The following is a 14,393-nucleotide window of genomic DNA, read 5'->3' on the forward strand; positions in this document are numbered from 1 at the left end:
CGTATGCTTAGTTAAATTTACTTTTTACAAACCATTTATCATTGAAAGAGAAACTTACGCTGAAGTTTACATAATTTTCCTGAACTAAGTTTGAAGATACTGTACCTCTTTTACCAAACTCAACTCCTACATTGACATTGGAGAAAGATCCCGGAATTGGAATTCCTGCACCTAAAGTCATTCCGACATCATTTATTGATTCGTTATTGACTACTAAACCGATTTTCTCGTATTTTAAACCAGCTCTATATGTAATTCTGCTTAAGTAACTTGTAAATGATGCATAGTTTGGAAGGTAATATCCTCCAATAGCATATTTTGCATATTTTTCGTAACGAACTGTTTCGCTAGAATTGTAATAATTTGCAAATTGACCGTTTCCTTGAAAAGACATCGAGGTTCCTACTAACCATTTTCTGGCTTCTCCGATACCGGCACCAATTGTTAGTTTGTTTGGTAATTTTAAATCGTCTTCATGCGGATCATAAGAATATGGAAGCGGATCTCCATTTACCGAAATAACTCTTGTACTTTTTGAACTTAAAGTACTTGCAAAAGTATAATTCAAACTAGTAAACAAACTTAATTTTTTATCGATTTTCTTTTGATACATAGTACCAATATTGAAGTTAACTCCAGATAACTCTGCCGTATTTACTTCTGCTGTTTCGTTTTGAACTCCAGTAATTCCTTCTACACTTGTTGTAGTGATTTTACCAAAATTGTATTGCACATCAGCTCCAATATTCCAGTGTTTATTTACTTTATAACCTAGACCAAAAAACACTTTATTTACACCACCTTTTCCGTCAAGCTGTGTACTTGTTGCTCCTTCAGTATCCGTATTATTATCAAAAATTTTATATCCTACAGAAGATAAAGGGATCAAACCAAAAGCTGCTCCGAATTTTCCCATCGGAACTCCAACCGCCAAATAATCAAAAGTAGATCGTTGTGCTTTTTCAGATTGTGTACTGGTTTTTAAATTAGATGTCCCGAAAGTACCTCCAACAGTAAACGTTGTCTGAATCAAACTAGCATAACTTGAAGGGTTTTCTATATTCAAGTGAATACTATCCTGCTCTACAACAACACCTGCCATAGATCTGTTTTCAAGAGTTCCCTTGAATCTCACATCTCCAATTCCGTAGAAAGAATAAGGCGAGGCTGTACCTTGTTGAGCGAATGAAACGAACGATATAAGCAAACAAGCGCTTATTATAATTTTTTTAATCATTGTCGATTTTATATTGATATGTTTGGTTCAAACTCTCCAAAAGGAAATTTGAATTGGCAAATATGGTATTTTTTAATCGTTTAGCCAAAAATTCTGCATCGCCTCCCGTTAAAATTATTATAAAATTTGCAAAGTTTGCTCGATATTCATCGATAAAACCGTCAATCTCATAGACCAAACTGTTAACAACTCCCGAATGAATCGCCTGTATTGTTGAGTTTCCTATATAATGTTCCGGCGATTCTAAAGTCAGCAAAGGCAGTTTGGCCGTGAACTGATGCAGGGATTCATATCGCAATCTAAGTCCCGGCGAAATCGCTCCGCCCAAATAATGATCATTTTCGTCGATAAAATCGTAGGTAATACATGTTCCGGCATCAATAACTAATCTGTTTTGTTTTGGAAATTGTAAAGTTGCGCCTGCAGCCAAAACCATACGGTCAATTCCTAAAGTTTTTGGAGTCGCATATTTATTTATGAAAGGAAAAATGTCTTCATTGGTTAAAAAATGGACTTTAAGCTGTTTTTCGAAAGATAAAAAAGACTCTTTTTCGATTTTTCCGACTGATGCAACGATTAAATCAGAGCAATTTTGAAATTTTTTTAAAATTTTTTTAATTTCTTTTTCGAATTCTTCTTTGTCAAAAATAAAATTTTCCAGAGCAGTATTTCCCTCAAAGACAGCTGCTTTAATTCTAGTGTTTCCAACATCAACCGTTAAAATCATGTTTCCTTTTTTGTTTCTGCGAAGATACGAATTGATTTTTTTTAAAAAATGTTTTGGATAAACGAAAAATGATTCTATCTTTGCACCCGCAATCAGCACGGTGCCTTAGCTCAGATGGTAGAGCAATGGACTGAAAATCCATGTGTCCCTGGTTCGATCCCTGGAGGCACCACCTTTAAAAACCCGAATAGCAATATTCGGGTTTTTTGTTTTTAATACTTTCCTATAGATTTTTTAACCGAAAAGACACAACGTATATTTCTCAACCTAAAACAAGATTTTGCGAACCTTGCTTAAATCTTAGCGTTTCTTTGCGGTAAAACTTTTTCTACTAAGCCTTTTGTTACTTCTTGTGCATAATCTCAAATTGTCAATAAATAATTGGTTTTTGTTAAAAAAGTATTGACTGAATAAAAATATATCTTCTATATTCGTAAAAATATATTTTTATCTTTCTTTTACTAATAAGATTATAAAGCAGTTTTATGAGCAAAACTTCTACTAAGGGCATTTGGAAAGTGATTTCGGCATCTTCAATGGGAACCATGATTGAATGGTATGATTTTTATATTTTTGGTAGTTTGGCAGTTGTCATTTCAACCAAATTTTTCCCAAGTGACAATCCTACTGCAGCATTTTTATCTACGCTGGCGACTTTTGCAGCCGGATTTGTAGTTCGCCCTTTTGGTGCTTTGTTTTTTGGAAGACTTGGTGATATTATTGGTCGTAAATATACTTTTATGGCTACTTTATTATTAATGGGAGGTTCTACTTTTCTCATTGGATGTATTCCGAGTTACGAAACGATTGGCTTTTTTGCGCCTTTATTGGTTTTGATTCTTCGTTTATTACAAGGTCTTGCTCTTGGTGGCGAATACGGCGGCGCAGCAACATACGTAGCCGAACACGCACCGGTAGGACAGAAAGGATATTGGACTTCCTGGATTCAGACTACGGCAACTGTCGGACTTTTTATTTCATTAATGGTTATTCTGGCCACAAAAAATGTGCTTTCGCCTGAAGATTTTGATACTTGGGGATGGCGTGTTCCGTTTTGGGTTTCTATTGTGATGGTTGGGGTTTCGTATTTAATTAGAAAAAATATGGACGAGTCTCCAGTTTTCGCGAAAGCGAAAAAAGAAGGCACAACGAGCACCAATCCGCTAAAGGAAAGCTTTGGTAACCGATATAATTTAAAATTTGTTTTACTGGCTTTATTTGGTGCTACAATGGGTCAGGGTGTGGTTTGGTACACCGGGCAATTTTATGCGATGAGTTTTATGAAGACGGTAATGAATGTGGATTCTTCGCAGGTTGACGGCTTACTGGGAATTGCGTTATTAATTGGAACACCGTTTTTTATCGTTTTTGGATGGCTGAGTGATAAGGTGGGACGTAAATATATTATGATGTCTGGGATGCTTCTTGCCATCCTATTTTACAGACCAATTTATAAAATGATGTACAACACTACAGATGTTACGTACAAAACTGAAATTGTCGAAAAAACAAAACAAACTACAGAAACTAAAAGCAACAGAGATGTCGTAACTACGACACAAAAAAATTATACTGATGGTACAACCGCGGTGGAGAAAAAAACGTATGTACCTAATAAAGAAGCACAAACAAGTATTTCTATTGCAATAAATTCTAGTGATGAATGGACTTTGATTTTCCTGGTTTTTATACAGGTTTTATTTGTTACAATGGTATATGGTCCGATTGCAGCATTTTTAGTGGAAATGTTTCCTACTAAGATTCGATACACTTCGATGTCGCTGCCGTATCATGTTGGGAATGGAATTTTTGGAGGTTTGCTTCCGGCGATTTCAACTTATTTTGTAACGCATGCTAAAGAAGCTGGAAAACCTGATTTTTATCTGGACGGATTATGGTATCCTATTATTATTGCTTCGGTCTGCTTTGTAATTGGAATGATTTATATTGATAATAAAAACAAAACTACTCACCTTTAAATTTTTAGAACATGGACGCGATTAAACAAATTTTGGGTGTTTTATGGGTAATCCTGGCAGTGGCTGCTGCTTATTTTTGCGTGTTTGAATTTGGTTTACCTAAACTGCTTTCAGACAAACAAGACGATTTAGTATTTGGTATTATTATCCTTTTTATTCTAACACCGCTAATTGTTCTGGGTCTGGGAACTTTTGGTTATTTTGCTGTGATTGGAGAATACAACAAAAAGAAATAAACACAAGACCACAAAAAACCACAAAATAAAAAGGCTGTCCAGAAATAGACAGCCCTTTTACATTACTAACCAAACCTAATTCTTGATAAACTTCACGACTTGAATTTTGTCATTTTCGTCGAAAGCTTTTACTATATATATTCCTGTTTTTAAATCGTTTACTGCAAACTGAAAATCAGTATTTCCGTTTGGCGTATAACTTTTTACTAATTGGCCTGAAAGGGCATAAACCTGCACTTTAGATGCTTTAAAATTTAAAGTAAAATAATTGGAAACCGGATTAGGGTACAAACTTATTGTATTTCCTTTTTCAAAATTTTCTATTGCTAAATTTGCTTGTTTATTACCGTAAATTCTATATTCGCCCGGAGCTAAACTAATTGGCGCAGAAGCATCTGTAATATTTACAGCTGAATTATCCATTAAATTATACCAAGTTCCTGTGTACTGAAATCCTGTTGGTACATTTTGTGTTGTAACATCAAAATTGGCTATGATTAAAACATCTTTTAATTGTGTTGAAGCCAAAGCTGCATTGGTGATTTTAATGTTTACACTTAATGAATTTGCGCTGGCAATTGTAGGCGTTCCTAAAAATACAGGTTCTACAGTTTTAAGCGTAATCATTTTTGCCCAATCGTTATAGATTTTATTTCGGTTTGAATCTCCTGCCCAATTTTCTACCCATTGAGGTTGTGGTTTTGTATCGAGTTTACAATCGCCGGGAATTGTTCCTGATGCATCATTTACAGTGCCATTGTTACAAGTAAAAATAGAATCGTCCCAGCCTAATTCTCCAAAATGCCAAATCATTTTTGGACCAGGAACTAATAAAGAAACCGCTCCAATAGCCGGCATTCTTGATAATGCAGTATTTAATGTTTTTACATTATAACTTGCTGAAGAAGCTCCGTATTGAACATTTTTGTACATTAATCGTTCTTCGTCATGACTTTCTGCATAACCCATTAAGCGGTTTGCGGTAAAACCTCGACTGGCACTTGCCATTTTAGAAATATTACTATCCGTTGCATATCCCATAGATAGTTGATTGTACGGATCGGTCATTTTTCCCCACATCATCACGCCTTTACTTGGTGTTTCTCCAACTCTGTAATTGGCCCATTGCTGTTCTTCGGCATCCGTTCCCAAATGTTCAAAAATGGTATAATGTGTTGGATCAAGATTCCACGAATAATCAGCATATTTTTTTAAAATATCTACTCTGTCTTGCTGATACTGATTAGTACAAGATTCATCTAATGCTGTACAAGCTTGTGTAAATCCTTTTGTTAAATCCCAACGAAAACCATCAATTTTATATTCTTGAATCCATTGTTTTACAACTCGTTCTACATAATATTGTGTTTTTAGCGATTGATGATTAAAATCTTCACCTACACTATAAGTATGTTTTGCAACGGTATTAAAATATGGATTTTCTGCTGTTGGAGATCCAAAACCATCACCATCAGGATCATTCATCCACATTCTTACCATTGGATTTCTTCCGAATGCGTGGTTTAGAGCTACGTCAAGAATAACGGCAATTCCGTTTTGATGGCATAAATCGATAAATTCTTTTAGTTTGTCTGAAGTTCCGTAAAATTTATCCAAAGCCATGTGAAATGAGGTATTATAGCCCCAGCTTTCGTTACCTTCAAACTCCATTACAGGCATTAATTCGATGGCATTTATTTTAAGGTTTTTAAAATAATCGATTCTGTCAATCAAGCTTTGGTAACTTTTACTGGCATCAAAATCACGAACTAAAACTTCATACACTACCAATTTATCTTTCTCTGGTTTAGTAAAGTTGGTAACCTGCCAATTGTAAGCGATTTGTCCTGTTTTTAAAACCGTAACTTCAAAATTTTGTCCTGCTGGATAAACCGGCATATTTGGATAATTTGCTGCCGGAATCGAAGCATCATCATAAGGTGACAAAACTAAAGTAGAATAAGGATCTGCAGTTTTTACCATTGACGGAGAATTGGCCAACGGCGTTGCATCTACAACCCAATATTGATACGTATTATTAACTCCGGAAACTAAACCTGTAAGTTCTATCCAAAATTTTCCAGACACTGGGTCTTTTTTCATGGCATAGGCCGATGTTGGCTGCCAATTATTAAAACTTCCGGCAACGTAAACAAAATCTTTTAATGGAGCATCTAAAACTAATGTTGCTTTTGATGCATCTGAAGTATTATAGTTAATTCCGTCAACTAAACCCGTTGGCATTGCTTCTGAAACCGTATTTGGATTTACAACTACCGAAAACTTTTTGACGATTGTTGTGGCTCCCTGAGTTATACTTAATTCATAACTTTGATTAGCTGTAACATTTGTATCTGCATAAGAATAACTTGAAGTACTTGCATTTGTGTTGATTGTCTCTCCGTTTGATTTTAAGGTATAACTTGCTGTTCCATTTGTATTTGTAGCAGCAATACTAAAATTTGCGCCAGAAGCAATAATTGAAGTGCTGTTTTCTATCGGAGAAGTCAGTGAGACTTGAAACGATCCTACTTCAACTGTAATATCCTGCGATTTTTTATCGCCAGTTCCATCTTTGGCTTTAACAAGAAAACCAATTTTTCCTATGCCGTTTCTGGCAAAATATACAGAAGGTGTAATTGTTTTAGTATAAGTATCTGTTCCTGCATTGTATGTAAATGCACTTGAATCACTAGATGCTGTCCAGGATCCGTTAGACGGACTATCGGCTTGATTTGTATCGTTTACATCATAAGACCACGACCAAAGGTATAAAGCATGAGTTGCACTTATTCCCCACGAAGTTTCGTTAACACTGGTTCCATTAATTGTAATGGTTACGGATGCAGTATCTTCAAATGTTGTTGGATTTATTGTATAGGTCACTGTCTGCACTTGAGCAGAAACAGCAAAGGACAACAATAAAAATAATATTAGTAAAGTTCTTTTCATAATAATAGTGGTTAGCTAAATAGTTAGTTGGATTAAAAAAGGGCTATCCGCAGATAGCCCTTTTTAATATTTAAGAAGTTTATTATTGATTTGGAATCATTACATAACTTCCGTCTAAATCATTGAAATAAATTAGATATTTAGATTTTGCTACCGGAATATTATCTCCAGTTCCTCCACCAGAGAAAGCAGTTTTGCCTCCCCATGAAACATCCCATGCATCATTTGCTCTAAATTTAGCTTCTCCATCATTTAATGAAGTCACACCCAATGTCCAGATGTGTGCATTGAAAGATGATTTTACCATTGCTGTAGAAGCATCCCAACCTTTAGCTGTACTGCTTCCTATAATACCTACTGTAGAATAAATTGCTGCACCAGCTCCAGCTGCGTATGGCTCTAAAGTGTAAGTTAACTTTTGAACATCCATTTTGAATTTATAATATCCATCAGCAGTGATTTCAATACTTGCTGGATCAGGATCGCCATCAGTTCCTCTGTAAGCTAATGCCCCAGCAGAACCTCCGTACATTGGAGCCCAGTTTCCTAGGTTTTTAATAGCTTTGAAATATCCTTTTTTAAAGAATCCTGTAAATACATATTCATTAGCATTTGTTCCGCTTCTGAATAAGATTTGGTTTCCTTTATTGTTATCCCAGCCAGAAACAGTTGCATCTCCAACTAAATACCAGTCATTAAAGTTATAATCAACTTTTCCAACATAAGGAGTTACAGTAATTGTAATCAAACCCTTTCCTGTTTGTACAAAACCACCAGATACATTTGAAGCAATCTTTATATCATACATTGCTGCTATTTCTGGTTTACCACCAAGATCAATTGCTGCCTGATTCAAATCTTTGGCTAGAATTGAAGCTTCTGCAATATTTGTTGTAGTTGCAAGCGTTTTTGCCGCAGTAAAATCCCCACCTTTTTTATCAATCAATAAGGTATATTTTATTACTACGTCTGTAGAATATGCAGCAGCAGACCAAGTAAATTTAGCTGCTTCTTCTTGTGCTTTTTCAACATCTAAAACATACGTTTTCCCTGTTGCTGGTGCAGTAATCTCTGGCACTGTAACAGCGTCAAGAACTTGTCTTTCGTCTACAGCATCCGCATTACACGAAACCGCCAATACACCAATAAATGCGATTAAAATTTTATATATATTTTTCATTTTAATGGTTATAAGATGTTAGTACCCTGGATTTTGCTTCAATGTTGGATTTGCCTGAATGTTTCTTGCAGGAATTGGCATTAAATCTCTGTAAGCTTCAGTTGCTCCTCCATTTACAGTACCACCTTTCCACTGCCAGATTTTAGATCCGCCGGTAAATTTCCCGAAACGAATTAAATCTGTTCTTCTGTGACATTCCCAGAACAATTCTCTTCCTCTTTCATCTAAAATAAAATCAAGAGTTAATTGTGCAGCTGAAATATTTGTTGCGCCCGCTCTTGTTCTGATTTTGTTTACATAACCTAAAGCTGTATTTATGTTTCCTGTAGTTGCTCCTCTAAGAGTTGCCTCAGCATACATTAAATAAGCATCAGAAATTCTGAACATTGGGAAATCGATATCTGGCATATCATTTCTTTGAGCAGCAGTACCGTCAGAATTAACATTGATGTATTTTGTTACCGCATAACCATCTGTAAAAGTTCCTACGTTACTGATATCTTTAGCTTGTCCGTCTGTATAAAAAGTTCCTCTTTTATCACCCGTTGCAGTAGCGTCTGGAAAAAGGTTTACAAACTCTCTACGAGTTCTAATCCCTTGCCATCCACCGTCCATACCTCTAGACGCTGCATTCATAGTTCCTCCAATAGAAGCGTGCATGATAAAACTCATTCCTCCACCAATAGCTCTAATTGCATTACCATCACCAACAATTGGGAAGATAACTTCGCTTTGAGCACCGTTTCTGTTATTATCTGCAGCGAATAAGTTTCCGTAAGGAACATTCGCAAAAGTATAACCTGAACTTGTAATGATATCATTTAACAAAGTTGCAGCTTCATCATTTCTTGCAGTTCCTGTGTATACTTTAGCATTTAAATAAACCTGAGCTAATAAAAATTTAGCAGCCGTTTTATCAACTCTACCGTATTCGTTTGTTTTTGAAGCTGCAAGGCTTCCGTCTAAATCTTTTAATTCAGATTCAACAAAAGCAAAAACTTCTGCTCTTGTTTTTTGTTCCGGATAAAAGAATCCAACAGGATCTTTTTCTGTAGTAATTGGCACATTTCCGAACAAATCCATTAAGTTGTAGTATGAAAATGCTCTTAAGAAACGAGCTTCTGCTCTAAAAGTTGCAATTTCAGCTTTTAGGTTTGCATCAACATTTCTTGCTGCTAATTTCTCATCTGTAGTTTGTCTTAAAAACTCATTGGCAACACTAATGTGGTAAAATGCTCTAGAGAAAGCTCCAGCCAAAAATTCGTTAGCTGGTGACCATGTTTGAGAATTTAATGTTGGCAAAGTACCATCTGCCCAAGCAATAATAGCTTCGTCTGTTGTAAATTCCTGAGTTACAAAAAGTAATCTTAAGTAACTACTAAAATCTCCTCCAAGTCCAGCGATATCCGGGCTTTTTGTTGGAACCGCAGCATCTCCATCTCCATCATTACCACCTACATAAAGTCCAGCGTATAATTTTGCCAAAACTTCTTTGTACGATTTAGGATCTTGAAAAAAGGTCTCAGATAAAAATTCATCATCATCCTTTGGCGTCACATCTAAGTCGCTCGTACACGAAGTAAGCGTCATATTTAATCCTAAAATAAATAGGAAGAAATAAGATATATATTTAAATGATATTTTCATTTTGTTTATTTTTAAATTTTTGATTTTCAGTCTACTATTAGAAATTCGCATTCACTCCAAACAAGAATGTTCTTGCTCTTGGATAAACATTATTATCAATTCCGTTGAATTTCTCAGGATCTAAACCATTGTATTTCGTTAATACGAAAACATTCTGTACACCAGCTGTAAATCTTAAAGAAGCAGCTTTAATTAAGTTTTTATCAAAAGTATACCCAAGAGTAACATTATCTAATTTTATGAAAGAAGCATCTTTAATAAAATAGTCAGACAAATAACGCTCTGTACCATTATCTTCAAAAGTAAAACCTGTATTGAAGTAATCAGAACTTACGTTAGACAAATCTGTTTGTCTTCTTAAACCAGCATCAGAATATCCTAAGTTAGAACTTACGTTATCAAAAATATGGTTTCCAACACTTGCTCTCCAGTTCATTGTAAAATCAAACTTTTTGTAGTTTAAAGTAGAAAATAAACCAAAAGTGTAATCTGGTGCTACTTTAGCAGCTCTGTAACGGTCACCCGCATCGATTTTTCCATCTCCGTTTCTATCCACATAAGCTCCAGCAATTGGTCTTTTGTTAGCATCGTATAATTGCTCATAAACAAAGAAAGAGTTTGGAGCATATCCTACTGAATTGATCAGGATTTTGTTTCCGCTTCCTCCGGCAATATTATCACCCGCTAAGTAACCTTGAAAACCAGGAACAGTAATTCCTAAATTACCAATTTTTTGATCAATATAAGTAGTATTAAAAGCTACATTCCAAGTCAAATTATCTGTTTTAACGATGTCTGACGCTATACTAAACTCGATACCTTTTGTATCTACACTACCAATATTAAAGAAACCTTGATTTCTAATATTTGCTCCATCAGGAACTGCAATATCAGCTAATAAATCAGTTGATTTTTTATTAAAGAAGTTGATCGAACCTGTAATTCTATCATGTAAGAATCCGTAATCGATACCAACGTTAGTTTCTGCCAATTCTTCCCATTTGATATTTTCGTTGTATCCTTCTGGTCTAGCTGTAGAATATACTGTATTACCAAAAATATACTGAGAGTTAATTGTACCAATGGTTACTCTACGTAAATAATCGTACTGCGCAGAAATATCCTGCTGACCAGTTGTACCGTAACCTACTCTTAATTTTAAAGTAGATAGTGTTGCATTCCCTTTTAAGAATTCTTCTTCAGACAAGTTCCATGCAAAAGCAGCTCCACCAAAATTACCCCATCTGTTCGCTTCAGAAAAACGAGAAGTTCCGTCTCTTCTGTAGTTTAAAGTCAATAGGTATCTGCTGTCATAACCTAAATTCAAACGACCGAAGTACGATTGAAGGTTAACATCTGGATCTGTAGCAACATCCTCGTTAGGATTTGGCTGTCTAACTTCTCCAGAAGAATATTTCTCTTTTTGAAACAATTGGTAGTTGTAACCAGCAGTTGCATCAATTTTAAATTTCCCTAAATCTTTAGTATAATTAAAGTAAGCATTTAAGTTTTTGTTCTGTAATGCATCTGTGTAACTATTATAGTTTCCTAGATTTACATAAGCTGCATCAGTAAATGGTTTTGGCTGATATCCTAAAGCACTTTGAGTACTTACTTCAGTAAATCCGCTGCTGTCAAATCTATCGATTCCAGCTTCTACCACAACTCTTAAATCTTCGAAGAAATGAAGTTTGTAGTCTAATCTTACGTTACCCCATTTTCTTGTAGAAGTTGCTCTTCTGTTGTCTTGATTTAATCTTGCAACAGGGTTTCTTGCTGGTAACAATGGTAAGTTTCCAGTTGGCTCTAACCATTCAAAATAACCTCCGTAACGAGAACCTGCCTGATAAACTGGTTGTGTTGGATCAAATCCGATTGCACTTCCGATAACCGCTCCTTCATCTTGAAATTGGTTTTTACCAAAAGATAAATTTCCGCTAATGTCAATTTTTAAGTGATTATCAAATAAAACAGGGTTTAACGATATCGATGTCGTAGTTCTTTCAAAAGAAGTGTTTCTTAAGATTCCAGGATTATCAACATTTCCAACAGATAAACGTACTGGTAATTTATTAAATAAAGAACCACTTACAGAGATATTGTTGTTTGTTGTAAGCGCTGTATGGAAGATTTCATCCTGCCAGTTTGTATTAGCATTACCTAATAAAGCTTGTTGAGCAGGTGTACCTTTTGTGTTTACCAATTCGCGGAATTGATCTGCACTCATTACATCTACTGTATTAGCTACAGTATTGACACCAACCTGAGAACTAAAGTTTACTTTAACTCCGCCTTTTGTTCCTTTTTTAGTTGTAATAACGATTACACCATTTGCAGCACGAGATCCGTAGATCGCAGCAGCAGAAGCATCTTTAAGAACTGTAAAAGACTCAATATCATTAGGATCAATAGTAGACAAGATACTTGTAGCTCCACTTGGAACAGTGTTACTTAAAGGCAATCCGTCTAATACAATTAAAGGTTCGTTTGAAGCATTTAAAGAAGATCCTCCACGGATTCTAATATCTGCTTTTGCACCCGGTGCTCCTCCTCCTGTTACATTTACACCCGAAATACGGCCGCTAATTAAACTTTCTGGAGTTACGTTAATACCTTTATTAAAATCTTTAGCAGCAATTTGAGATACAGATCCTGTTGCGTCCTTTTTCTTAACAGTACCATAACCTACTTGTACCACAACTTCCTTAAGTTGATTCGTATCTTCTTCTAAAGAAATATTTAATGATTTTTGACCATTATAATCAATGGTTTCAGTTTTATAACCGATGAAAGAAACGATAATTTTGTTACCGTTTTTAACATTTGACAGCTGGTAATTACCATCAAATCCGGTTGATGTTCCGCCCGGAGCACCTTGTACACTTACATTTACCCCTGGTATTGGCTGACCTGTAGCTTTGTCAACAATAGTTCCACTTAAAGTACTTTGAGCTAGTACAGTAAACGGTAACAATAGGAATAAAAATAACAACTTTTTGTAAATTGTTTTCATACTTTTTGTTTAAATTAGTTTTGAGTTTTTGTTTGTTAGTTAAGTTTTTAATTTTACTTCGAATTTCAAAATTATGAATTTATTAACATGCTCGACCAGACACCAATTATAATGCGTTACGAAAACGTGGTAGTGTTGAAAACTTTCTATTTTTTGTAATCTTTTCAGTCAAAAATTATCAATTATTAAAATAAAATCTACCTTTATTATCAATTAGATTTTTTCATATAAATAACATGAAACGTAAAATAACCCTAAAACAGATTGCAAAGGAACTCGACGTATCGATTTCAACTGTCTCAAAATCACTTAGAAACAGTCTGGAAATCGGGGAAGAAACGCGCTTAAAAGTGCAGGCTTTTGCCAAGTTTTACAACTATAAACCTAACAACATTGCCCTTAGTTTAAAAAATCGGAAAACCAAAAGTATTGGTATTATCATTCCGGAAATTGTACATTATTTTTTCTCTACTGTAATCAACGGAATTGAACAGGTTGCCAATGAAAATGGATACAGTGTTGTGATTTGTTTGTCGGACGATTCATTCGATAAAGAAGTCCTAAATATGGAAATGTTAGCCAACGGAAGTATCGATGGTTTTATCATGTCTCTTTCTAAAGAAACGCAATACAAAGGTGATTTTCACCACATTACAGAAGTTATCAATCAGGGAATGCCAGTCGTAATGTTCGACCGCGTGACCAACGATATTTTATGCGATAAAGTTATTATTGATGATAAAGCTGCAGCGTATGAAGCTGTTCAGAGTCTTATTGATAATGGGCGTAAAAAAATCGCTCTTGTAACAACTGTAGATTATGTAAGCGTTGGAAAATTAAGAACCGACGGTTACGAAAAAGCACTATTAGACAATGGTTTATCTTTCAACGAAGATTTAATTATCAAAATTGAAGATGTTGATACCTGCGAAATCACAATTAGCGAACTCTTACACGCCAGAGCATTCGATGCCGTTTTTGCTGTAAATGAGCTTTTTGCCGTTACCATTATCAAAACAGCAAGTAAAATGGGACTGAAAGTTCCAGAAGATTTAGCCGTAATTGCTTTTACTGACGGAATTATCTCTAAATATTCAACGCCAAGTATTACAACCGTTAGCCAAAGCGGTGAAAAAATGGGTAATAAAGCAGCCAAAATGCTGATCGAAAGACTCGAAGCCGAACACGACGACGATGAAGAAGAAAACGAAAATTATACTACCGAAGTGATAGAAACACATCTTATAAAAAGAGAATCTACTGACTAATTTTCTTAAAATCAACCTTTTCCAAAGCCATAATTAATATTTATGGCTTTTTTGTTAGCATATTTAAAAAAATAAATACTACTTTTACGGCGCTCAAAGCTTTTACTTTTACTTCGAAAAAATAGTAAGTTTTGATAAGCAAAGCGCTTATCGT

General features: G+C 35.1%; 9 protein-coding genes and 1 tRNA gene. 4 read left to right on the forward strand and 6 right to left on the reverse strand.

The window, feature by feature from the left end; genetic code table 11:
- Positions 1-7: 7 nt before the first annotated feature.
- On the reverse strand, positions 8-1,237 hold the full coding sequence (locus tag EV144_RS08535; protein ID WP_134147987.1) for a hypothetical protein: 1,230 nt from the start codon (positions 1,235-1,237) through the stop codon (positions 8-10).
- Positions 1,230-1,964: a type III pantothenate kinase gene (locus tag EV144_RS08540; protein WP_134147988.1), complete on the reverse strand. Its 735-nt coding sequence runs from the start codon at positions 1,962-1,964 to the stop codon at positions 1,230-1,232. Before EV144_RS08540 ends, EV144_RS08535 begins: the two co-directional genes overlap by 8 nt.
- Before the next feature lie 99 nt (positions 1,965-2,063).
- Here EV144_RS08540 and EV144_RS08545 point away from each other — a divergent pair.
- From EV144_RS08545 to EV144_RS08555, 3 genes are all read left to right on the forward strand, one after another.
- Positions 2,064-2,136: transfer RNA gene (locus EV144_RS08545), tRNA-Phe, on the forward strand.
- 313 nt (positions 2,137-2,449) lie between these two features.
- Complete coding sequence (locus EV144_RS08550; protein WP_134147989.1) at positions 2,450-3,943, forward strand: MFS transporter; 1,494 nt, start codon at positions 2,450-2,452, stop codon at positions 3,941-3,943.
- Between the two features lie 11 nt (positions 3,944-3,954).
- The gene (locus EV144_RS08555; protein ID WP_134147991.1) at positions 3,955-4,179 is read left to right on the forward strand and encodes a DUF6814 family protein; all 225 of its coding nucleotides are present in this window, start codon (positions 3,955-3,957) and stop codon (positions 4,177-4,179) included.
- A gap of 75 nt (positions 4,180-4,254) precedes the next feature.
- Here EV144_RS08555 and EV144_RS08560 read toward each other — a convergent pair whose 3' ends face one another.
- The 4 genes from EV144_RS08560 to EV144_RS08575 form a co-directional block, all read right to left on the reverse strand.
- Positions 4,255-7,131, reverse strand: coding sequence for an alpha-amylase family glycosyl hydrolase (locus tag EV144_RS08560; RefSeq protein ID WP_134147992.1), 2,877 nt, complete (start codon positions 7,129-7,131; stop codon positions 4,255-4,257).
- A gap of 82 nt (positions 7,132-7,213) precedes the next feature.
- Positions 7,214-8,311, reverse strand: a complete 1,098-nt coding sequence (locus EV144_RS08565) for a SusE domain-containing protein (RefSeq protein WP_134147993.1) — start codon at positions 8,309-8,311, stop codon at positions 7,214-7,216.
- Positions 8,312-8,329: 18 nt separating this feature from the next.
- A complete protein-coding gene (locus EV144_RS08570) occupies positions 8,330-9,958 on the reverse strand; it encodes a RagB/SusD family nutrient uptake outer membrane protein (protein WP_134147995.1) in 1,629 nt (542 codons plus the stop codon).
- A gap of 37 nt (positions 9,959-9,995) precedes the next feature.
- Positions 9,996-12,971 carry a SusC/RagA family TonB-linked outer membrane protein gene (locus EV144_RS08575; protein WP_134147997.1) on the reverse strand — a complete coding sequence of 992 codons (2,976 nt, stop codon included), beginning with the start codon at positions 12,969-12,971 and terminating at the stop codon, positions 9,996-9,998.
- A gap of 236 nt (positions 12,972-13,207) precedes the next feature.
- Here EV144_RS08575 and EV144_RS08580 point away from each other — a divergent pair, with 236 nt between their 5' ends.
- Positions 13,208-14,239, forward strand: coding sequence for a LacI family DNA-binding transcriptional regulator (locus EV144_RS08580; RefSeq protein ID WP_134147998.1), 1,032 nt, complete (start codon positions 13,208-13,210; stop codon positions 14,237-14,239).
- Positions 14,240-14,393: the final 154 nt, after the last annotated feature.

This window comes from Flavobacterium sp. 270, from assembly GCF_004368785.1.
GTDB lineage: Bacteria > Bacteroidota > Bacteroidia > Flavobacteriales > Flavobacteriaceae > Flavobacterium.